Origin of the sequence: Deinococcus humi (assembly GCF_014201875.1) — a bacterium.
GTDB classification, from domain to species: Bacteria; Deinococcota; Deinococci; order Deinococcales; family Deinococcaceae; genus Deinococcus; species Deinococcus humi.
The window spans coordinates 345,095-367,434 of sequence record NZ_JACHFL010000005.1; the positions used below are offsets into that span (position 1 = coordinate 345,095).

Below are 22,340 nucleotides of genomic sequence, written 5' to 3' on the forward strand. Positions count from 1 at the left end.
ACTCAATCGTTCGCCTTGCTTCTGAGCAGAGGCTACGTCAGTCAATTCCAACTCTGGAGTGTGGTCAATTTAATGCTAATTGCGGCCATATCTGCTTCTTATATCCTGAATATTCGCTGGTCTGTGGTGGCGGGCGATATATGAACACTAAAGACAATGAGATATGAAGGATACATGACTATAGCTTCTATTCTTCCTTTACTTGGATAAATGTACATCTAGTCTGCCACTTTTATAGCTTTTTTTTCTGTCTCTGGAGTGCATATTCATATATACTCATTAAGAGCTCTTGATTTCGCTCAGGTGTATATAAATTCAAATAGGCTTGACGACAGTTCTCACGAAGTTTTGACGAATGCCCTGGAGAAGCTGTCAAAGTCTCAATCTTCTTTATCAGATCTGTGGAATCACCGGCGTTGAACAACTCACCAGTCCGGCCGGGTGTAACCAGCTCGGTGAGGCCGCCCATCCTCGCTGCCACGACAGGCGTCCCCTTCGCGAATGCCTCGATGACAACCCGGCCAAACGGCTCATGCCACTCGGAAGGCACAACCAGAACACTGGCGTCTCCCATCAATTCGTAGGTCTCTGCTAAGGAACGTGGCCCTAAATACTGAATTCCAGCATTACGGCCTGCCGCACGTTCAATCTCAGGTCCAAGAGGCCCATCGCCTACAATCTTGAGAGGAAGTCTTAACTGCCCTGAGTCCCAGGCTTTGAGAAGGGTACGAAGACCTTTTTCATCGGTCAATCGCCCAACGTATAAGGCATATTCTCCCCTCCCCTCTCCTACACCGGGATCAGGGGCAACAACGTTCGGTTTGACGACAATCTGCGTGTCCCCAATACCCGCCTCGACATATTTCTGTTTCACAAATTCGGAAGTGGCGACAAAAAGATCCACCCGTCGCCGGTACGTTCCTATGAGTTTGTGGGCCGAGACCATCCCTGCGACGACTGCTGAGCCTGCCATACTGCCTCGGTAACAGTGATGCACAATACCAGCCGTGGGAGCAAAGCGCCCGACGCACAATTCGCAGACGCTTCCATTACGGTATAGCAAACCATTGACACAAGTCATTCTGTAGTTTCGGAGAGCCTGAATGACAATAGCACCTGCGCTCTGAGCAGCATAGTAGGCAGCAGGAGAAATCAAGGGAAATGTATTCTGAAAATGCACCACTTCAATATGATTATCTTTAATTATTTTGGTGATATTTCGAAAAGAATATGGATTCCAAATGGTATAGGCTGCCGTCCGAGCTATGCCAAGCTTTTGTACCTCACTGCTATGGACTGCGTAGCGAGTGACATCATGTCCAAATGCGCTGAGTAACCCTGATTCAGCCAAAAAACTCTGATCTTCACCCCCGGGTTGCTGATAATAATTGTGAACCATCAAAATACGCAGAGTTCTATCACCTCACGATCCCCAATCTTTACAAGAGACACTGTAAAGCTTATTTTCCTATTATCAGCCTGCTCTTTGAGTGGCGTGAGAGAGTGAGAGAGCAGAGGTCAGTTGGACAAGTAAGCTCCTACGATTTGAGGGTACCCCATTTACCTGGTGAGAAGTCAAAGGTGGCGCCAAAGGGTGGAAGGCTCATGTAGCGCTGTGTTGAGTAGAACATCGAAAGCGTTAAGGCCGCGCCTGGGAAGCATTTTAGCGGTGCCGTACAGGAGATATTTTGACGGGTAACGCTGCTTGACCGCCTTTGTCAGGCGACACGCTACCAATGCCAGCAGGATCATGGTCATGCGGGTACACGCCTGAGCGGGGGCGGTGAAATGGGTACGATCCCAAATCTGCTTTCCGATTTGGGAGTTTGCCGGAATATCTCCGGCAGGGCAGCGCATAGCGTTGCAAGGCTTTACCTGCAGGCCCGGGATAGACCAGGATGAGCCTCCAAGCGGAAACGTTCTTGCACGACAGAACGCGCAGGGTTACAGAGCATATGTGGGAAGCTTATGGCGGACGCGCCACCAGCCCGACCTCAACTGTCTATATATGACATTTCCGTCTCCAACCTAGTGGTTAGACAAACGGTAGAAGCCCGTGGCAACTGCAAGACGAGACCTATTTCTCTGCGTTGCTGCTGGAAGCGGCCCCTCAAGTCTACCTACTTCAGGTTCTATCTCTGGAAGCGGCGATCATCACACCGTAGTGTTGGCAGTCACCAGCGAGGAAACGCAGAACTACGCCCATCCCCTTGGGATCGGGAGCATCATCCTTCAACCTCTCAAAGCGTCTCATTGATGCGTACGCACTACGAGAGGGCACTAGCGCTGTCACACGGCAGAGGTGCGAAATGGACAGCACGCAGAGAGATGTCACGGGAAGCATCGCTGGAAGTCTGCAGTCAGAAAATCAAACGTTGAAATCCTGACGGCCACAATAAGAAGACCCCCTCTAAAGGGGCTGTTTCATTCAGAAACGTGGCCGAACAGGGGGCGTCCCTTGTTCGTGTCTGTCGAACGCGGTCTGCTCAACGTGCGTCTGCAAGTTAACCCAGGGTGAGGGGTCGCGCCTGACGCAGCAGCGTGCTCCACCGAGGGAGGTGACCGCACCAGTCTAGTAAACCTCGTCGCCACTTGATGGAGTGACTGATCATCCCACCCATCCGAGAGGCAGAAGACCGCGTCCCCAGACCCACGAACGCCAACTGCGTGCCGGAACTCTCCCTGGCATGGACTCCGCCGTCCGCGAGACGTATGCCCTCCAGGCGCCTCCTGCCCCCGGAGAATCGCCAGACGACTCAGCTCTCAAGCTCTCCCCGCGTGACCTTGAATTCCTTGGCTTGCTGGCCGAATGGTGCAGCAACCGCCAGATTGCCTGGGAGAGAATGCAATAGCCCGCAACATCGAGAACGTGTTCAACACACTGGGCGCTCACTCGTGCACCTCGGCGGTCGCGCCAGCCAGTCACAAGGAAATGCCCGAGTGGCAGGCACGGGTTTCGTCATACGGGGCAGGCGCTCAGCGCGTCTGCCCCGCACCCTTACCTGTAGAAGTAGGGATCGAGAACCGACACCCTGTGGATCTGATCGACAGGGAGCCCATTTCGCTCGGCTGCCTGACGGATGGCCTCAGGCGTCGGACCATCGTAGATGCAGAAGGTCTTTTGCTTGTCCTCGCTCACATACGAGTGGACCCAGGTCACCCCCAGGTCAGCGTTGCGGTCCACGACGTTGAGACAAGCGGTCGCCCCCTCAGCGTTGATGGGGATCTCAAGTCCATCGGCAAACGTGCGTTCAACCATATAACGTGGCATTTCATCCTCCTGCAGGACCCTGGAAGTGCTCCTGCTAAGAAGATTGTCCGCCTGAGGGTCTCAGCGCACATCGGGAAAATTCCCTATGCTGAGCGGTCCGGCTCCCCATAGGGAATCAGGCCCATCCGTGTGCCCTCACGGACCGCTTCAGTACGGTTACGCACACTGAGTTTCGAGAGCAGTGAGGAGACGTGGTGCCCGGCAGTTTTTGTCGACACCCCCAGCTCTCTGGCAATTTCCGCATCACGGAGTCCCCGCTGGAGCAGTTGCAACACCTGCACCTCCCGGGGGGTCACGCGGGCCGGATGGTCGCTCGCAGAGGACCGGGGGGCCAGGGACAGTCCCTTGACCCCCAGTTGCCGCAGTTGCTGGACCGCCTGTGTAGCTGCCGGACGCGCGCCGAGCTGCTTGAAGAGGGCAAGCGCCTGTTTCAGGTCGGGTTCGGCCTGACTTTCGGCATAGGCTCTGGCTGCCTCATACGGGCAGTTCAACCGTTCCCACTCCAGCGCCGCGTCGTGCCAGCGGCCGGTGATCTGAAGCTCGTAGGGCAGGGCCATTCTGGGGACGTCTGAACTCGCGTGTCCGGCTTTCCAGCGCCAGTACGCCAGCTCCCCCACAAACCAGGGATGGTGGTGGTGGCAGGCCAGACCATAGGCGGCCTGCGCTTCCTCATGTACCCGGTCGAGGTCGCCGGCCAGCCAGGCGGCCTCTGCCCGCGCAGCGCGGACGGGCGCCAGCCGCTGGAGGGTCCCCGTCTGGCTGGCCATGGCCAGGGCCTCATCCAGCACATCCCAGACTTCAGGATCCCCCCGCCGGGTCCGCACCCGGCCCAGCGCCACGAGAGCCATGATTCTGCTGGTTGCCGCAGTCGCCGGACGCCGGGTCACGGATAGCGCCACCTCCGTCGCCTCGCGCCAGCGCCCCTGATACAGATAGGAGAGGGCCTGCCAGGCCAGCATGTACAACCGGTGGCCGTCCAGATCGTGTTCCTGACAGTACCGCAGCCCGTCCCCGAAATATTGATCGGCCCGGGCAAACTGGTACAGCTCGCCAGCCACGGAGCTCAGCATCCGGTACGCGAGCGCCACGTGGTCGTCGAGCTGCGCGTCCCGGGCCAGCGCCAGACTTCGGTCCAGCAGCGCCCGCCCCGCCTCGTCCTGTTCGAGGAGCATTGCTGTGCCCACCGTGTTCAGGGCAAGCACCAGCAGGGGGCGGTCCTGGTGCTGCTCGGCAAGCTCGATGGCCTGCTGGCCCCAATGGACGGCTTGCTGGTTGTCGCGGTTCAACATCCGCAGGTGCGCCTGACAGGCGTAGGCGAAAGCCAGGGGCGGTCCGGGCGGCAACTCGCCCAGGATAGCCAGGGAGCGGCGGCTGGCGTCCTCCGCCTCCGCGTTGCGGCCCATGCCCACCAGGAAACGGGCAAGGCGGGCCAGCGTCGCGCCCTCCCGGTCCCGCTGTCCGGTCTCCTGCCAGAGCTGAAGCGCCGCCTCACTCGCCCGCAGGGCTTCGGCCAGCTGGTCAGTGATGAAGCACTGTTCGGCGTACTCCTCCAGCATGCTGGCATGCTCCTCGGGAGCCAGCCCCCCGGCATGGCGGAGGACCCGGGCGAACTGGGCACACGCCTCGCGGTGCGCTCTCAGCGCCATCGCCTCCCTGGCTGCCCGCAACGCATACCGAAGCACGGCGGCGGAATCGTTGGCGGCCTCCGCGTGATCCGCGAGTCTGGCGACGTCGCCGGGCAGGGCAACCATAAGCACCCCCAGAATCTCTCGGTGCAGTGCCAGGCGCTGTGGGGGCGCGGTGCTGCTCAGGATGGCCTGCCTCGCCAGTTCATGTCGGAAGGCCAGCCGGTCATCGTGCGCCTGAAGGACGCCCATGCTCAGGCACTCGTCGACGGCTTCCACGCTGGACGGAACAAGCGCTTCGAGCAGCCACGGCTCAATGCGGGTGCCAATCGCGGCCGCGGCTTCCAGGGCTGCCCGGGCCGGTGGAGACAGTCTGGCCGCGCGTGCCAGAACGGCATCAAGAATGGTGGGGGGAATGTTCTCCACCCCGCTGGCAATCACCTCCGTGATGTAGAAGGGATTGCCCTCTGTCTTGAGGTAGAGCAGGGTGGGATCCATGTGATTGGCTTGGGCGAGTTCCTGGACGGCCACCTGAGACAGGGGCGCCAGCGTGAGCCGCCGGGCCGCCTGGGACGTTGCGAGGTCACCAATGACGGTCCGCAGGGGGTGTCTGGGCCCCACCTCATCGTCGCGGTACGAGGCGATCAGCAGCGTCCGGCTGTGGTCGAGGCGTCTGCCCAGGAATCTCAGGAGGTCAAGGGTCGCGTCGTCCGCCCAGTGAACGTCCTCGAAGATGACGATGTGCCCCCTGTGGCGGTCGTTCGTCAGGACCGAGAGGAAGGCCCTGAAGACCTGTTCGCGCTGACCGCTGTCCAGCAGCCGCTCGAATTCGCCGCCCAACAGGCTGGCGATGTCGAGGAGCGGTCCAAGGGGCCGCGGTGTGGAGAGAGGATCGCAGGCACCCAGGAGGACCCCATTTGGGCGGGCCAGGCGACGGACGAACTCCTGCAGAAACACAGTCTTGCCCACCCCGGCCTCGCCGGCCAGGAGGATCAGGCGGCCCCTCCCAGCCGCGGCGTCTCCGGACCACGCCAACAGCTGGTCCAGGGGGACGGCCCGTTCGAGCAGCGTCATAGTAGGAAGAGTCTAAAACCCGGCGCGGAGGAGCTCCCCGATCAGTCCGGATTCTCCTCGATCTGGGTGACCTGGTAGCGCACCTCCCCCTGCTTCAGGCTCACGGCAAAGGTGTCGCCGACCCGGCAGCCTTCCAGCTTGGAACCGACCGGACTGTCCGAACTGATCTGCACCATGCTCCCCAGGGACCCAGCCGCCTCCGCTGTGCTGACCAGCTGGACCCGCCGTGTTTTGCCCGAGCCGAGTTCGGTCAGCAGGACCAGGTCACCAAGACGGACAACGTCGTGTACTCCGCCCACAGGCTCGATCAGCTGTGCGCTGGCGATGAGGTATTGCAGTTCCTCGACACGCTCCTCAATCGCGGCGAGCTGCTGTTGAGCCTCGACGAGGCCCAGGCTCTCAGCCTCGTTGGACTCCATCTGATCGCGCACGTAGTCTCGCGCTTCATCGAGGCGAACCAGCTCACGCTGGAGGTTCTGTTTCAAACGCTCGAGGCCACCAGCCGTCATTTGCGGGGTTGCAGGCATGTCTGAGACTGAGAATAGCGTGTCGCCTTGCTGCCGTGGCACGACGCGCAGCAACCATGTGCCCCAGCAGTCCTCCTGTCCCCCTCAGCGTCAGGGGCGACCGTGCCCCCTGAGTGTCCTGATGCCCTCTGTGCGGGTTAGCCACGGCCTCCTGCGATTTGAGTGGCCTCGGGCAGACGGGCGAGTCGGCGCATGGCCACCGCTCCCAGGAGTGGCCCCACGCTCAGCACCATAAAGGCGAGGGCCCAGCCCCACCTGCTGACCAGCAGAGGGACGAGCGCAATGCTTCCGACAGTCAGGGTAAAGCCCAATGCCAGTTGCATGGTCAGGGCCGTGCCCACGTAGGGAGGGTCAGCAATCTCGCTCACGATGGTGGAGAACTGGGCGGAATCGGCAATGATCCAGAACCCCCACAGCACACTCAGGCCCAGCACCACTGGGGGAGCGGCGTTCAGCAGCACGGCGAGGCCCAGAGCCAGTGCGCAGCCGCCCGACAGGAACATGGCCAGCGCTGTAAGGCGGGTCCGGCCCCAGCGGTCGCCCAGCACGCCACCGACGTAACAGCCCAGTGCGCCCACACCGACCACCGCAAAGGTGGCATAGGCCGCTCCCTGTCCCGGGGCAGGCAGGTTGCGCTCCGCGAGCAGGCGGGAGAAGAACACCGCGAACCACGCCCACATGGCGTACAGCTCCCACATGTGCCCCAGATACCCCAGGGTGGTCAGCCCCATGGCGCGCCCGGTCAGGATGCGCCACGCCTGCGCGGGCCGGAAAACTGCGGGCGGGTACTGATGCGGACCGTTCCTGACCCGCATCGCCATGAAGCCGGCCAGCGCCGCGAGCAGACTGGTCACCGCAATCACAGCCTGCCAGTTCGCCCCGCCCAGACCGTTGACCAGATGGGGCAGCGCGGCCGCCAGGGTGAGCGCGCCGACCATGATGCCCAGCGCCACGCCGCGCCCAGTGCGGAACCAGGTGGCCATGGCCTTGAGCGCAGGGGGGTAGACCAGCGCCATGGCCGCTCCGGTCAAAGCGCGTAGGGCAATGGCTGCGGCCGGACCTTGTGCGAGAAGCAGCCCCAGATTGGCCCCGGCGGCCAGCAGGGCCCCGGCCAGAATCAGGTACCGGGGAGAAACCCGGTCCGCAAGGTTGAGGACCGCACTGAGCACGGCGCCCAGGACGAAACCCAGCTGAACGGCCAGCGTCAGCCAGGCAGCGTCGGTCTCACTGAGCGTCCAGAGAGCCCGCAGTTGTGGAAGGACAGCCGCTGCCGAAAACCACGGTGCCATGGCGAAAACGACAGCGCCCGCCAGCCAGGAGAGGGCCGTCCAGCGGGCGGGCGCGGCACGGTGGGAACCTGCACTCGACATGCCACGCAGCATAGTGAACCGGGGGCGTCAGCTGCGGAGAACGACACGATGGAATCACCCTGATTTCACGTCCACAGGCCGGAGAGGGCCGGTGCGCCGGTCAGGATTACGGGGTTTGCCCCAGCCCTGCCCGGTAGTCGTCGACGGTCTGACCATCCGCGGAGTTCGGGTGCACCTGAAGCAGCCGCCGCCAGGTCTGGACCGCCTGATCGTCGAGCATCACCATGGGTTTGGGCAGGAAGGCCAGAAAGACGTCTTCCAGCCCAACTTCCCCTGCACTTTCCCGAGCGTAGGCGGCCCCGCCGGAAGACCAGCAATACAGGTGAGCCCCCTGCTCGTACAGCGTCCGCACATGACGGATGACCGCAGGTATGGGGATGCGGGCGCGGCCGTGGTTACGAATCAGGGTCTCGTCCACATCGACATACACGATGAGGGGCGTCCGGGTGCTCATGCGGCCAGTCTACGTGGGAACCGGGGTCGCGTCTGGCTTCCAGCCCATCCGGGCTGCAGAGCCCAGCACCAGCGTGGGATAGACCGGAAAAATCACGCTCTGTACGGCGGCGGGTTCCACACGGCCTCGCCGCCACTCTGCAGGTCCTAGGCTCTTCTTTTCGCCCACCGGGCCAGTCGAGAAAGGAAGGGATCAGTCTCTGATCCTCCGGTTCGATGCCGTGAATCTGCCTCAGATCAAGCGAAGCCCGGGACACCCCTGCATGCTTCGGCGACTGCCGTGACATGGCGCAGGTCTGTGCCACAGCAACCACCGAGCACCGTGATCTGCGGCTGTCTTTCGAGAACCTTGCGGTAGAGCTGTCCGAGTTCGGCCGGATCGCCTTCATCGAGCTCCGTCATGGCGTCCAGTTCCTGGTGGCTGCAGCGCGAAGCATTCGCCCGCAGACCACGAATACGCTGTGTCCAGGCCGCGGATTCGCTCAGGACTGCGGCAAAGTGATCAGGATGGGCACAGTTGATCATGAAGTAGGCCGGATATCCGCCGGTCGTCTCATCGACAGCCGCCACTGCGTCCATCAGGGAGTCACCCGTCGGCAGCCGTCCATCCGTCTCCACCGTGAACGAGACCGCCACTGGCAGCCCTACCTCCGCTGCTGCCAGAGCGACACCAGTTGCCTCGTTGATGTTGGTCATGGTCAGGGCAGAAAGCATGTCAACCCCAGCCGAGGCGAGGACAAGTGCCTGATGCCCGTGATAATCGGCCGCCTCGGACACACCCATGATCCGGCCGGGATCATAGCCGTCGCCGCGAGGGCCGACGCAGCCGCTGACCACGATCTCAGAGGTGTCGGTGGCAAACTCGGTTCTCAAGCGGCGCAGCAACTCGACGGCAGCCCTATTGAGCTGGTCGAGTTCAGACTGCTGGAGCCCAAGTGGCTCAGCCCAATCGGGACTCGCACGCCAGGTGGCGCTCTCGAGGATGAATCCGGTCCCGAGACTGCGGGCAAGCTCCAGATAGGGGCGGTAGTACGTCTCGAGCGCGGCCCGGCCTTCCGCAGTTCCGAGCAGCGTAACGGCCGCGAACCATGGGAGATCAATCCCGCGGTTGAAGAGGAGGTCGGTCTCCAGGCCGCCGTCGGTCAGGACACGGCGCGTGAGCTGTGGGAGCGGTCCTTTCAACTTGTCCTCCATCCTGTCAGACGGGTCCTGGGCAGCGAGGTGCAGCGAGAGATCCAGCTTAACAGAGGGCTGTGGCCCTGTCATCAGCATCGCCTGGGCCCTGAACCTTGCAAAGCGGGCCGCACCCGAATGGAATTTGAAAAGTTCCCAGGCAGCGCGCTGCTGCCGAGTTCACGGGTGATGCGGCCAGGGAGCCGGGGCGGTCACCGAGCAGATGATGGGGTGGAGCCTCTCCAGAGCCAGGCCGTCAGGGGAGGCGCTTGCCTGTCACCTTCGGCCTTGACTCCTGAAGAACCGCTGCCAGACCAACGGGGCCGGGATGTCGTCAGGAAAGCCTCGCTCGTCCTGTCCGGGGCGCTCCGATTGCCGCCGGGTCTGTCATCCGCCACGTCAGCCCAGTGAGTCTGCGCGCAGTGATCTCGGCTGCTTCCCATCAATGTCGCTGAAGCCATATTCGAGGGCGAGTTCAGCGGCCACAACGACCTGGCCCGTCCTGGTAAATACGTTGGCGTCGCTTGCAAGGGCAGCGACCGCCCGGCCGATGAACTGGGGCGACTCGGAGTTTGACAGGTCGAACGCACCCTCGGGGGCAAGCATGATGCCCTCCGTTCGCACCAGACCCGGGTACAGGCTGACGCTCGTGACCCCGTGCGGACGCAGGTGATTGGCCATGGCGAGGGCCATACGGTCGGTGGCATTCTTCGCCAGAAAATACGGAATGCTTTCCGTGTCCTTGTGGCCCTCCGCCGCAAAGAATGAGATGCTCACGACAAGGCCGCGCGCGCCAATGAGAAGCGGGGCGGCGAGCTGACTGGTGACGTAATGGGCCCGGACGCCCGCGGCAAACATGTCATCCCAGATGGACGTCGGCTGTTCCCAGAACGGTGCGTCCCATTTCTCACCGCGCTCGTCCCAGATGTGCAGTCCCTCGTAGCCACCCCAGACGTTGTTCACCAGGACATCAAGCTGTCCGCGCTCCTCCCGGATTCGCTCGATCACGGTCCGAGTCTGGGCGTCGTCAGTGTGGTCGCACTGCACGGCAATACCTTCGCCACCCAGCTCGGTCACCTGCTGCGCGGTGTCCTCCAGGCTGCCCGCCAGGAAGGGCATGTGCCTGGAGCGGCCCGACAGCGTGCGGCCCGTGACATAGACGGTCGCGCCCGCCTCGCCGAGCCCAAGGGCAATGCCCCGCCCAATCCCGCGCGACGCGCCCGTAACGAGAGCGACCTTGCCCCGGAGCAGTGATGTCATAGGTCAGCATACCGGGGAAAGGGCGCGAGTGATCGGGAGGTTGCGCGTTTACCGCCAACGAAAAATGGGCCTGCATGGGGTGAAAGGACACCAACTGGCCCGCAGATCAAGAAGCTGGATTGCCGACGCCCATGGCGTCAGGCTCAGCTCCAAGTTGGTGCCCTCAGGAAGAGAGGGATAACAGCGCGAGGTTCAGTTCGGCTCTGCCGATGTGCCCGGAGAGCATGCGGCGAGGGCCGCCAGTGAGCGGAGGGCCTGTGCCGCGCCGTTGGTGTCGCCATCCGCCTCGAAGGCCTGCCGCGCGGCCTGATAGTGCGCGCGGGCCTGCTCAAGGTGCAGCGTCGCCTCGGCGGCCTCCCCCGCTTTCAGGAGCCAGGGCGCGGCCCGCCCGGGTTTGCCGCCCTCCTGCCAATGTCGGGCGATGCGCGCAGCAGGCCCTCCCTGTGACGCCAGAAGTTGAGCCGCCGCCCGGTGCAGGACCCCCGAGACCGGATTGGGAATGCCTGCGAGGACGGTCTCCAGGATGAGGCTGTGCGAGAAGCGCTCGCCCGTCATGATCTGCGCTTCTTCCAGTTCCTCCCACGCGGAGGCCACGTCGAGGAGCGATACCCCCAGCATCTGGGCCACCATCTCGGGCGTGAAGTCGCTGTGCAGGACCGCCGCCGCGCGGGCCGCCTGCTGAGCGGACGGCGTCAGGCGTGCCAGACGACGCGCGATCAGAGAGGTGACGCCGCCCCCGGTGTCGGGCAGCTGCTCGCTGTCTTGCAAAGCGCCCGTCTCGAACAGGTGCCTGAGCAGTTCCAGCAGGAGCTGTGGGTTGCCGCCCGTCACCCGCGCGAGATCACCGGCGAGGGCAACGCCCTGCGGCAGGTTGAGGTCCTCAAGCAGGTGCTCGATGGCAGGCTGGTCCAGCGGCGCGAGGTGAATGGGCACCACAGCGCCCGCATCGTACATGCCCCCCAGCAGGCCCGCCGAGGCGGCGGACAATTCGCCGGGACGGTGGCAGAAGAGGGTGCGGACGTTCACCCTGGCGTCCCCCCAGAAGCGAGAGCCGACGTACGCTCCGGCCTCGACGCTCGCATCGTCCATGAATTGCGCGTCGTCCGTAGCGACGATCACTGGACCGCGCTCGGCGATCAGACGGATAACCTCCACCTTGGCGTCGTAGAAGCGGCGCTTGTCGGCCTCCGAGATCATGGGGGGCGGAGCTTGCCCCAGTTCGGGAAGCATCCTGGCCAGTTCAGAGCGCACCCACCCGGGCAGGGCCAGATCCGGGTAGGTGCCCAGCGCTGCCCGGTAATTGCGGGCATGGGTGGCGTAGGGCAGCTGGGCGTCGCCTGGCTGCGCCTGAAAGTAGAGCAGCTGATGCGTCGTCCGGGACCGCAGAAAGTCCAGGGCGAGGCGCGTCTTGCCGCTGCCCGCTTCACCGACGAGCATGATCCCCTGGCCGGCGGCCCATGCCTCCTCCATCCGTGCCCAGGCCTCCTCACGGCCCACCAGCGTCGGGGGGCGCAGCACGGCCAGCGGAATGCGGCCGGAGCGCGCCACGGGTTGGACGGCCCCCAGGGTGCCCCGGTCGATGTCGCGCGCGAGGTGCCTGGTGGCTGCCTCTGGTTCCGCGCCCAGTTCGCGCATCAGGACGTCCTGACAGCGGTGGTACGTCTGCAGGGCGGCGGGCCGGTCGCCGTTGAGGTAATGCAGCCGGATCACGCTGCGCCACACGTCCTCTGCGGTCGGGTCGAGATCGAGCAGGGTCAGGCCAAGTGAAATGGCCTCAGCCCACGCGCCCTGTTCCTCCAGCCGCTGCAGTTCGGCGCGGCTGACGTTCATGAGGACGGCGCCGAGCTCCTCCCGCTGCGCTTCCAGCCAGTCCATCAGGTCCGGGCAGCCGTCCAGCTCTACCCCGTCGAGGAGGACCGCGCGCCCCGCCCCATGCCTGCCTTCTTCCAGCAGCGTCCACGCGTCCACCGTCAACGCCGGGGCGAGGGCCGCCACTTCTCCCGGCAGGACAAGATCGGCCCCGCTGGCCTTCTTCAGCCGACGCAGGTGATGCACGAGGTTATTACGGCTGGCACTCGCCGGCGCGTCGGGCCACAGCAACCTTACCAGAGTGGCCCGCGACGTCGGCCCCTCCAGCGCCAGGTAGGCAAGCAGAGCCGCCGTCCTGCGTTCGCACGGAATGACCCGGCCATCCGCCGCGACGACCGCAGGTGGGCCGAGCAGACGCAGCTGCCAGCCGGTGAGCGTTTCGGGCATGTGCCCAGTATAGCCGCCGGCCCAGAAGAGACGTGTCACACGGCAGGCAGGGCGCCCGGCGCATCACCCGCCAGAACCCCAGGAGCCGCCGGGAAGGGCAGGGCGAGGCCGGTCCTCTCCGCCGCTTCCAGCACGGCGCGGTGCGTGGCGTGCTGGTGCAGGAATGCTGGGCGCAAATGCTCCGGCACATGCTCCGGCAGCATGGCCGCGAGCCAGCCCAGCGCCTGACGCAGCGGCACGTCGGCGTCCGGGCACCCCAGCGCCGTCAGCACCTCGTGATGGACCAGCCAGGGCCGCGCGTGGTCCTCACGGGGGGGATGCCCGGCGAGGCGCTCCACGGCGAGCGTACTGTCGGCCAGGGCCTCGCTGGGGCATCCCAGGCGCAGCAGCGCTTCCGCCCGCGCCGCGAGGGCGTCCGTGAGGAGCGCCGCGTGCCCCCCGCTCTCAGCGAAGCGGCGCGCCTCCTCCACGAGGGGCAGGGCGCCCCCACCTTCCAGCTCGGCCCGCGCCAGCAGGAGGCGCCCCTGCGAGTACGACAGCGCCGTGCCCGCCAGTGCATCCTGTGCCCGCTCGAAAGCGGCGCGCGCTTCCGCTTGATGTCCCCGCCGGACGCACACCAGACCGCGCAGGAGCCACGGCACCCCCTGGCCCACGTCGCGCCCATCAGGCGCGGCCAGGGCCACTTCTGCCGCGCGCTCGCAGCCGTCCAGGTCTCCAAGGGCCCAGGACAGCTCTGCCAGAGCGCGTTGCACCAGTCCTGCCGCCTCCCCCAGCTCGTGGCCCAGCGCTTCGGCCTGTCGCAGCCAGTGCAGGGCGCGGGCGTACTGCCGGGCGTGCAGGTAGAGGGTGCCGAGCCGCAGCGTGTTCCAGTACCGCAACGAGGACGAGGACACCGCACTCGCCTCGTCCAGCTCGGCGCGCAGGGCCACCGCACGCTCCCAGTGCCCGAGCCCCTCCTCGGCGAGCGCGAGCGCGTGGGCCAGCCGGGCGGCGTGGTAGCGGTCTCCCGCTGCCCCATAGGCCGTCAGCGCGCACTCCAGCCGTCCGCGGGCCGCCCCATACTGTCCCAGAGACAGCAGCACGTCGCCCATGGCCGCGTCCAGGGCGGCGACATCGCGGGAATCGCCCAGCGGGGCATGCGCCGCCTCGACCTGCGGCATCAGGTCCTGCGCTTCCCGCCCCCTGCCCTGCCGCGCGCGGGCGAGGAGCAGTTCGCGCAGCAGCGCCGCCCGGAGCGCAGGAGTCCCCCCCTCGCCGAGCAGGGCCAGCCCACGCTCCGCCGCCGCTTCCGCCTCCTGCCCACGGTCCTGATGCTGACTGAGGAGCCAGGTGGCCTGGGCCAGGTGCGCCCGGGCCTGCTGCTCCGGGGTGCGCGCGTCGCCCAGCAGACGCGTGACGAGCGGTTCGAGTTGGCCCGGCAATTCATGGCGCCACGCGCCGTCGAGGGCGGCGGCCCGGGCATCAAAGGCGGCCTCCAGTTCGCCGAGGTCCTCGAAGAGGCGCGCGGCCTGCCCACAGAAGTCCAGGGCCTCCACCGGGCGCGCCGCCGCGAAAGCCTCTCGCGCCGCCCGCACCAGCAGCGGCGCGGCTTGGTCAGGGTGCCCGCCCTCCTGCCAATGGCGGGCCAGCCGGGCCGGCGCTCCACCGTGCCGTTCCAGGGCACGCGCAGCCCCACGGTGCAGGAGCCGGCGCACGGTGGCCGACGCCCCCGCCCGCACCGCCTCCAGGATCAGGTCGTGCTCGAAGCGATCCCCGCGCAGCAGGTGAGCGTCCTCCAGTTCCTGCCAGGCGTCCATCACCTCTAGCAGAGGCGCGCCGAGCACGTCTGCCACCAGCTCCGGCGAGAAATCCTGCTCCAGGATTCCCGCCGCCCGCGCCACCTGCAGGCTGGTCTTAGAGACGCGTTCCAGGCGCTGGGCCACCAGGTGCTCCACCTTCTGGGGCACAGTGAGCGACGCTTCTGCCCCGTCCAGAGACCCGTTGCGGTCCAAGTCGCGCAGGGTTTCAAGGACCAGCAGGGGGTTGCCGCCGGTGCGCCGCAGCAGCTGCGGTGCGCGCCGATCCGGGTCGGGCACCCCCAGCTGGCCCAGCAGGGTGCCCAGGTCAGCTTCGCCCAGCGCCCCGACCTCCACCCAGACCGCGTGCCCGGCGCGCACCATGCCCTCGTGCACCTCGCGCATGGCGGGTGGCAACTGGTCGCGGCGGTGCACCGCGATGCAGTGCGGGATACCGCCGCTGCGCCCCAGCGGGAAGACGGCCTCGACGAGCGTGAAGCCCGCCTCCAGGGTCGCGTCGTCCACGTACTGGAAGTCGTCGAAGACGCACACGTCCACGCCGCGCAGGCCCTGGACCCATGTCAGCTCAATGGCGTCGTTCAGCCGTGCGTCCGCCTCGCGCCGGGCCTCACCGGGCGGGGCGAGTTCGGGCAGCAGCCAGCTCAGCGAATGACGCGCCCATTCCGGCAGGGTCACCGTGCCGCGTGCCAGGATGCGCCGGAGATTGCGCACCGTCGTGGAGAACGGCACCAGGCGGTCACCGGGCCTTCCCTCCAGGGCAAGCACCTCGCCCTTGCTGGCCGCGAAGTCGTGGGCCAGCCGGGACTTGCCCGCACCCGGATCGCCCGAGACGACGATGAGTTGGCCTGAACGCCACCCCTCCTCCATCTGGGCCCACTCGCGCTGCCGTCCCACCAGGGCCGGGCGGGCGAGCGCGGGCGGTGTGGGCGGGGCGGGGGACGCCGGTGCCGGACGGCCACGGGCGATCAGTTCTGCCAGCTCCCGGGTTTCCGCGAGCGGCTCGGTGCGCAGGGTGTCGTGGAGCACCCGGGTGCACGCATGGTAGGCGGCCAGGGCCGCGTCACGCTCGCCCAGCAGGTAGTGCAGGCGCATAAGCTGACGGTGCGCTTCCTCGGAGACGGGGGACAGAGCCAGCCACTGCCGCGTGGCGGTGAGGGCCGCCGCAAAGTCTCCTTCTCGCTCCTGCCGTCCTGCCTGCGCTGCCAGTCGGCGCACCCGCAACGCAGCAAGCCGCTCGCGCTGCACCGTGAGCCAGTCGGCCAGGTCCGGGGTGTCCTCTACCTCCACTCCCGCTAGAAACTCCCCGTCCGGCACCGGCAGTTCCGGGTCCCCGGACGCCAGCAGGCGCTGCACATCCACCCGCAGCTCGCTGCTCAGGGCGAGCGGGTCCTGTCCCACGACGAGGGTCTCTCCGTGGGCACCCGTCATGCGGCGCAACAGTTGCACAAGGTTGTTGCGGGCGGCGGCCTCCAGTCGGTCGGGCCACAGCGTCCCCGCGAGGCGTGTGCGCGGGGTGGGTCCTTCCACTGCCAGATACGCCATCAGGAGGAGGGCGCGGCCCGCGCACGGCAGCCGCCGCCCGTCGGGCGTGACCAGCCGCGCTTCGCCGATTACCGAGAGCTCCCATGCAGGTGAGAGGGTCATGACCCCCTCAGGGTAACGTCCTGCTTGGCGGCAGGAGAAGTGATCTGCGGGGAGCTCAGAGGCCGCCTGACTCTACTTGCTGTCCTTCACGTCGAAGACAAAGGTGCGGCCGGACTCGTCGGTGAGCAGCACGCTGTCCCCGGCGACGTTCGAGGGCAGCTCGAAGAAGAAGCGCACCCGCGCCTCCTCCCCTTTCGGCAACGCTCCGCCCGCCTTCTCGTCCCGGCTGGCCTTGAGCATCGTCTGGTTGTACTCCACCCGCTCGCCGTCCGCGTCCTTGAGGGTCGGTTTGAGGTCGGACCACGAGAAGGTGGTGTCGCGCCCCAGGTTGTTCTTCAGCGTGAAGGTGGCCGTCAGGTAACGTTTGCCCGCCCCCGGGGCCTGCCCGCCCAGGGTCTCGGTCGTGAACTTCGCGTCGTCCAGCCGCACGTCGTACCACTTCAACGTCACGAACTTGCCCTTCGCGGCGGGAACCTGGGCCAGGGCCGTGGTGCCCGACTGGTCTGCGAAGGGGGCGGGCAAGCCCCTGGCCTGTGTGCGCAGGTCGTAGCGCAGCACCGGGGTGCCGCTCTCACGCTGCACGATCAGCTTGGGCACCGGCCCGGCGGCGGGCACCACGATGGCCGTCATCACGTCCACCTTCTGCGCGGGTTTGAGGTTGATCTCCAGTTTATCGGTGGTGCCCTCACGGGCGACGGCCTGGATGAACTCGTGGTTGCGGTCCTGCGCGTCAACCGCCGTGAACTTCAGGTCGGCCCAGTAGTACCGTGCGGCGCCCTTCTGGGGGTTCTGCACGGTGTAGTGCAGGATGAGCAGCTTCTCGTCGGCCTTGGGATAGTAGACCTCGCCGCCGATGACGACGCGGCCGGCGCTGTACTCGGCACTGCGCAGCGTGAAGTTGAGGGGGCTGCCCTTGCCGAGGGTGAAGGTCTGTCCCACCCGGGCATTCTGGCCGTCGAGTTGCTGGGTGCCCTGGACCACCGGCTGGGCCGGGCGGGTGGAGGTGTTGGCGGCGTGGGCGACGGGGATCAGGGCGAGGGTGAGGGCGGTCAACAGAATCTGAATTCGCATGGTTTGTCTCCTGTACGGCGCTCTGGCCGGGGTGAGCAGAACGTACAGAGGGGGGCGTGACACGGAAATGTTGTCCCCACGTCACCCTCCAGGGGACGGCCATGGAGCGAGGGTCACGCCAGCGACGAACCCACGCGCGCAGGCGGCCCACAGCCCCTGGGCTGCGCAACATCCCCATATCACGGTGCGGTTCCTATGCTGGGGTGCAGGCTCCACCGGGAGGAACCACATGAACACCGATAGGAACGACGTACGGGCAAGAGAACGGGTGACCTCCGTCACAGGCGAGAACAGCGTCCTCATTGCGCTCCCGCGCCGGGAACGGACGCCGCCCCGTCGGCGGGTTCACCGCTAGACCCGGCGGCGCTGTGATGGGGGCAAACGTCCACCCGAACATCAAGTAGGTCTCCCGGTGCCGCCGGGCGTGGACACGCTGCCCGCCTGATGCGTGGCATCGCCCCGCCAGCAGTACTCGCATTCCCACAAGCACACAGGTTTAACGAACAGGAGGCACGATTAAAATGGAATGGACGTTGCTCGTCGGCTCGGCTGGATTCGTCGCCCTGGTCCTGACGGGTTCGTGGCTGTCCGACTGGGGCCGGCGGCACGCCCGGCGCGGCCCCCTGTGGTCGCTCCTACGGGTGTTCGTCGCCCTGCGGTGGCTGCTCGACGCCCTGCCGGGTGACCGCAGTCAGGTCGAGCTTCCCGCAGGGGACGCCGGGCCGACGCGTCTGGCGGGACCACGGGCCAGGAAGCGGCGGCGCTCCCGACGGCGCCCCTGAGTGCATGAGCGGCAGCACCGCTTCTGCTGCAAGTTGCCTCCCCCGGTGCAACGAATCAGACAGGGCAAGGGAAAGGCCGGCAAGAACCTCAATTCGCCGGGCTCCTGCACCTATGCACATCGGCCCCATCTTCGGGCGCTTTCGGAACAAAGTTGAGGACCACGGGACCATGCCCGTCATCACCCACCCCAGCAGGCCCAGCACCCTACGGCGCTGGGCCGATGACGCGGGTAAGGGGCTTTAAGGGCGCCCACCCGTTCCCACCAGTTTGGCGGGTAGGGCAAGGGGCCGAACCTGCACGTCGCTGGAAGTGGCCCCCTGCCCGTTGCCGATCTGCTCTGCGAGGAGGTCGCCCCAGGGTGCCCAGGCCACCCGCTGCCCTCGGCCGAATGCCGATCCGTTTGGCAGGCGGGCCCGTATCTGTCCCGTCCGGAGGTCCACCACAGCCAGTCCCCGCTCGCTGTGCCCGCTCACTGCCAGCAGATCGCCCGCCGCATTCAGGGCCAGATCGCGCCCGTTGTCCACGTCCAGCCGGGTCAGGCCGCGTTTGCCCACGCGCCCCAGCCACACCTCGCCGTCCGTGGTCAGTGCCGCGTACGTTCCGCCGTCCGGAGTAAGAACGGCAGCGCCCACCGCCCGGCCGTTGCTGTTGCCGGACACCCGCTCGGTCGCCAGTGCGGCGCCGGTCGCGGTGTCCCACACCCGTACGGTGCCGTCCCTGGCGGCGCTGAGCAGCCGGCCTCCCGCGAGGCCCAAGGCGCTGACCGGAGCCGCGTGCCCCACGAAGGAGCGCAGGCGCCGCCCGGTGTGCAGGTCCCAGAGCTGGGCGTAGCCGGGTGAGCGGCCCACAGCCATGTGGTGGCCTGCCGCATCAAAGGCGACCGAGTGGATGGCAGGCGAACCCGCAGGATCCGGAGGAAACGGCCAGGGCTGCCCGTCGGCCAAGCGCCACAGAGAAACCCCCGAGCCGTGCTGGAGGGCAAGCACCGCGCCGTCCGGGCTGAGGGTGGGCGGGTACCCGCCCCGGGCCGCACCCTCCAGCCTCACCGAGCGGCGCACCTCACCGCTGCGCGCGTCCAGCCACACCACCTCGGGCAACAACTCGTACCCCTCCCTCCGCTGAACCACCAGGGCGGCGCCCTGAAAGCCCAGCAGGGCGGCGTTCGGCTGCACGAAGGGCGGCCCAGGGGCGGCCAGGACGGGGATCAGCGACAGCGCGAGCAGAAGCAGTCTGGGCAGCGGCATGGGCAGAGGCTATCCGGGCGGCCATGGTACCCGGATGTCATGCTCACGGCACGCGGAATTCCGCCGGTCCCCAGACCATGCCGCTCATGGACCGTCCGTGCAGGGCCAGGATTCTGCGTGCTCCCTGCCCGTCGTCCACGAAGACGGTATCGTCCACGACGTACGCGACCTGCCCGCCATTGGGCGAGACGGCGATGTCGTAGGCGAGATCGAGAAAATCCTGGAACACGGGGCCGCCGTACACGGCGGGGCCGCAGGTCCAGGTGTGCAGGCGCCGGCCAGAGCGCATCAGCGCGCAGTCGGTGTGGTCCCGCCCCTCGGCCGGCCACCAGACCTGAACGCTGAGCCGCTCCGGCGCGCGCACGGCCACCAGGCGCTCGAACGTGCCAGGCCGCCGCAGGACGTGCCCGCGCCCCGTGAGGCTGTAGAAGGCCTCCTCATTGAAAAAGGACCCGAAGAACACCGAGGAGCCGAGGTGGGTGAGATGACTCACCAGTGCTTCGTCGCCCAAGCGCCGCACCACGCGGCCCGAGGCGTCGAGCACATACGTGGACGCCACGGCCGTGGAGCTGCTCGCGGCGCCCAGCACGACCAGACCCGCCGGGCTCCACAGCAGGCCGATGGGCCCGGGAGTGCCGGACAGGTCTGGAACAGCCGTCAGGATCACCCGGGTGGCACCGCCCGGGAAGGCGTACCGGGCGAGGATCACTGTTTCCGGGGGACGCTTCCCATCCTGTGCGCGCTGGATCCGCTGGGTCCAGGCGAGCGAGGTTCCATCGGGTGACCACGCGGGCGTCGAACGCATCACACCCTGGCCTGTCGAGATGGCAGCTGGTTGGCTGGTGAGCCGGGTGGCCTTCCAGGTAGTCAGGTCCAGGACCCAGATGTTCGTGGCCTCTCCGGTCACGCGAGAGGTGTCGAGGCTGCCCTCGGCCACCGAGGCGTAGGCGATCTTGCGGCCATCCGGGGACAGCACTGGCGGGCCGTTCCCGCCCCAGTGGGTGCGCTGCTGCCAGCCCTGCGCTCCCGTCCACGTCCAGAAATCATCCGCGATGTTCACGACGAGCGGGGCGGAGGCCGCCTGGGCCACCGACAGCAGCAGGAAGGCGAGGAACAGAATGCGGCGCATCACCATAGGTTCAGGATGACGGCGGGAGGGTGGTTCGGCGATGTCAGCCTGGGTGTGGGGTGGGCCTGCATTCAGCGTACCGCCCTGTGCCGCAGGAGGAACGTCGTCTCCTCGTGGAACGCGACCCCATCCTTCGTCGTGACGGTTCGCCTGTACTCCTTGCGGAGGTTGCCCTGTGCGTCCAGTTTGAAGTCCGTGATGGCGAGGCCCTTCACCTCCACATCGGGGATCAGCTCGTAAAAGGTGATCGTCTCGTCCTCATGCAACTCGTCGAAGTCCCACTGGCTGTGCCACACTTCATCCGGGTCAACGGTAGGGCACCGCACCTCCATCTGCACCTCCAGGTGGGGCTCGATGATCATCAGCACCGGATCGACGGCGCCGGTTCCGTCCAGCGGAGCGAGCAGATCATCCTGCACGCGCGTCTCGAGCTGGACATCCACGATGCCCAGTGGATGCGTCTCGTAGCCGAGCACGCTGTACGGACACGTCTGGTAGGACCCCTCGACGTGCTCCAGCTGCTGGGTGGGCACGATCTGGGCAGGTCTGGGGCGGGGGGTGGCCGAATAGAGCTTCACGGGCGCGGTGGCGCGCACCCGGTCTGCCATCCCGTCGTCCCGCCGAATGTACGACGTGAACTCCAACTCGTACGTGCCGCAGTTCTCGGTCTTTTTCTTCATGCTCTTGATGCTGCCCGCGAAGTAGGGCGCCAGACGCGGGTTCTTCTCCACCCACCGGATCCAGTACAGCATACCCGTCAGCGCGGAGCCGTCCGCGCCCAGACACCTCTGGTAGCCCCGGTTCACAGAACTTTCCACCCCCCTGGCGATCAGGGACCAGCCCTCGTTGATCTGCGCCGTGAAGTTGCCGTTCAAGCCCGCGCGCTCGACCTCGGCGCGCCATCTGGTGAAGCGGGTCTGGGCGTCGTTGAGCGCGACGTCGCCCGACGACGCCTTCTGCAGCGGCGGGCGAACACTCGCGGCGTACTCGTCGCCAAGGGACTGGGCGGGTCCCTTGACCAGTGGGGCGAGCAGGTCACTCATGTTGTTCGGCGGGGTCAATGCGCTTTGTGCTGGGGGTGTGGTTGCCAGAGCGCTGGGGCCGAGGGCGAGCGTCAGCAGGGCGAGGGTCGAGCGTAGGGCGGGTCGGTTCATATTAGGCCTCCTGGCGTGTTGCCCGGCACCTTAGGCGGGGCGGCGTGACAGGGGGATGTCGGGGCCTGGGGCGTGGCAGGGGAGCATCGCGCCCTGATCCGGCCTGCCATCATCCTGAAGTCACGCTCCTCCTCCTACTCTGAGGGCGCCGCGCCCGCCCACAATGTCCGGGCGACGCGGAAAGGAGGAGCCCATGAATCACGAACCCCCTGCGCACATCCCCGGTGTTCCCGATGGACGCGTGTACGTGCTGCGCATCTGGGAGGAACGCTCGACGGGGTCGGTCGGCTGGCGCGCCTCGGTGCGGGAAAGCACGCACGGCGAGCGGTCCTACTTCGCCAGCATCGACGAGTGCCTGGAGTACCTGTACACCGAATTCCTCCGGCGGTGACCTCCAAGAAAGCCACCTGAGAGAAGGGGCTCCGCCGCCTGCGCGCGACGGTCGTGCCCCTCCCCTTTTGTGCTGCATTCAGGAACGCCAGCTTAAGCGAGCTGCGACTTCACGGGCTC

Annotated in this window: 16 protein-coding genes; 2 read left to right on the forward strand and 14 right to left on the reverse strand. The window is 66.3% G+C overall.

The genetic code is table 11. From position 1 onward, the window contains the following. Positions 1 to 232: 232 nt before the first annotated feature. The 11 genes from HNQ08_RS12450 to HNQ08_RS12500 form a co-directional block, all read right to left on the reverse strand. Positions 233 to 1,399 (reverse strand): glycosyltransferase family 4 protein, encoded by a 1,167-nt coding sequence (locus tag HNQ08_RS12450; protein WP_221284149.1) that lies wholly within the window; start codon positions 1,397 to 1,399, stop codon positions 233 to 235. 1,599 nt (positions 1,400 to 2,998) lie between these two features. Continuing rightward, complete coding sequence (locus HNQ08_RS12455) at positions 2,999 to 3,271, reverse strand: DUF4242 domain-containing protein (RefSeq protein WP_184132330.1); 273 nt, start codon at positions 3,269 to 3,271, stop codon at positions 2,999 to 3,001. Positions 3,272 to 3,354: 83 nt separating this feature from the next. Next, positions 3,355 to 5,970 carry an ATP-binding protein gene (locus tag HNQ08_RS12460; protein WP_184132333.1) on the reverse strand — a complete coding sequence of 872 codons (2,616 nt, stop codon included), beginning with the start codon at positions 5,968 to 5,970 and terminating at the stop codon, positions 3,355 to 3,357. A 41-nt stretch (positions 5,971 to 6,011) separates the two neighbouring features. Beyond that, positions 6,012 to 6,455 (reverse strand): GreA/GreB family elongation factor, encoded by a 444-nt coding sequence (locus HNQ08_RS12465; RefSeq protein WP_229789894.1) that lies wholly within the window; start codon positions 6,453 to 6,455, stop codon positions 6,012 to 6,014. A 179-nt stretch (positions 6,456 to 6,634) separates the two neighbouring features. After that, complete coding sequence (locus HNQ08_RS12470; protein WP_184132340.1) at positions 6,635 to 7,867, reverse strand: MFS transporter; 1,233 nt, start codon at positions 7,865 to 7,867, stop codon at positions 6,635 to 6,637. Between the two features lie 106 nt (positions 7,868 to 7,973). Continuing rightward, positions 7,974 to 8,321 (reverse strand): DUF705 domain-containing protein, encoded by a 348-nt coding sequence (locus HNQ08_RS12475; protein WP_184132343.1) that lies wholly within the window; start codon positions 8,319 to 8,321, stop codon positions 7,974 to 7,976. 236 nt (positions 8,322 to 8,557) lie between these two features. Then, entirely contained in the window at positions 8,558 to 9,586 is a 1,029-nt protein-coding gene (locus tag HNQ08_RS12480; RefSeq protein ID WP_229789887.1) for a homocysteine S-methyltransferase family protein, read from the reverse strand. A gap of 306 nt (positions 9,587 to 9,892) precedes the next feature. Then, positions 9,893 to 10,753 (reverse strand): SDR family NAD(P)-dependent oxidoreductase, encoded by an 861-nt coding sequence (locus HNQ08_RS12485; protein ID WP_184132346.1) that lies wholly within the window; start codon positions 10,751 to 10,753, stop codon positions 9,893 to 9,895. Between the two features lie 192 nt (positions 10,754 to 10,945). After that, positions 10,946 to 13,009, reverse strand: a complete 2,064-nt coding sequence (locus tag HNQ08_RS12490; RefSeq protein ID WP_184132349.1) for an ATP-binding protein — start codon at positions 13,007 to 13,009, stop codon at positions 10,946 to 10,948. Between the two features lie 35 nt (positions 13,010 to 13,044). Next, positions 13,045 to 16,449, reverse strand: coding sequence for an ATP-binding protein (locus tag HNQ08_RS12495; RefSeq protein WP_184132352.1), 3,405 nt, complete (start codon positions 16,447 to 16,449; stop codon positions 13,045 to 13,047). A 72-nt stretch (positions 16,450 to 16,521) separates the two neighbouring features. Beyond that, the gene (locus HNQ08_RS12500; RefSeq protein WP_184132355.1) at positions 16,522 to 17,520 is read right to left on the reverse strand and encodes a DUF4352 domain-containing protein; all 999 of its coding nucleotides are present in this window, start codon (positions 17,518 to 17,520) and stop codon (positions 16,522 to 16,524) included. A 521-nt stretch (positions 17,521 to 18,041) separates the two neighbouring features. Between HNQ08_RS12500 and HNQ08_RS12505 the strand changes: the two genes are divergently transcribed. Continuing rightward, positions 18,042 to 18,302: a hypothetical protein gene (locus HNQ08_RS12505; RefSeq protein WP_184132358.1), complete on the forward strand. Its 261-nt coding sequence runs from the start codon at positions 18,042 to 18,044 to the stop codon at positions 18,300 to 18,302. 240 nt (positions 18,303 to 18,542) lie between these two features. On the opposite strand, the gene HNQ08_RS12510 is transcribed toward HNQ08_RS12505, so the two are convergent. The 3 genes from HNQ08_RS12510 to HNQ08_RS12520 all read right to left on the reverse strand — a co-directional run bounded on the left by HNQ08_RS12510 (position 18,543) and on the right by HNQ08_RS12520 (position 21,830). Beyond that, positions 18,543 to 19,547: a WD40 repeat domain-containing protein gene (locus HNQ08_RS12510; protein ID WP_184132361.1), complete on the reverse strand. Its 1,005-nt coding sequence runs from the start codon at positions 19,545 to 19,547 to the stop codon at positions 18,543 to 18,545. A gap of 43 nt (positions 19,548 to 19,590) precedes the next feature. After that, on the reverse strand, positions 19,591 to 20,682 hold the full coding sequence (locus tag HNQ08_RS12515) for a TolB family protein (RefSeq protein ID WP_184132363.1): 1,092 nt from the start codon (positions 20,680 to 20,682) through the stop codon (positions 19,591 to 19,593). A gap of 65 nt (positions 20,683 to 20,747) precedes the next feature. Next, positions 20,748 to 21,830 (reverse strand): hypothetical protein, encoded by a 1,083-nt coding sequence (locus HNQ08_RS12520; RefSeq protein ID WP_184132366.1) that lies wholly within the window; start codon positions 21,828 to 21,830, stop codon positions 20,748 to 20,750. Between the two features lie 193 nt (positions 21,831 to 22,023). Here HNQ08_RS12520 and HNQ08_RS12525 point away from each other — a divergent pair, with 193 nt between their 5' ends. Then, positions 22,024 to 22,221, forward strand: coding sequence for a hypothetical protein (locus HNQ08_RS12525; protein ID WP_184132369.1), 198 nt, complete (start codon positions 22,024 to 22,026; stop codon positions 22,219 to 22,221). The last annotated feature ends 119 nt before the right edge of the window (positions 22,222 to 22,340 follow it).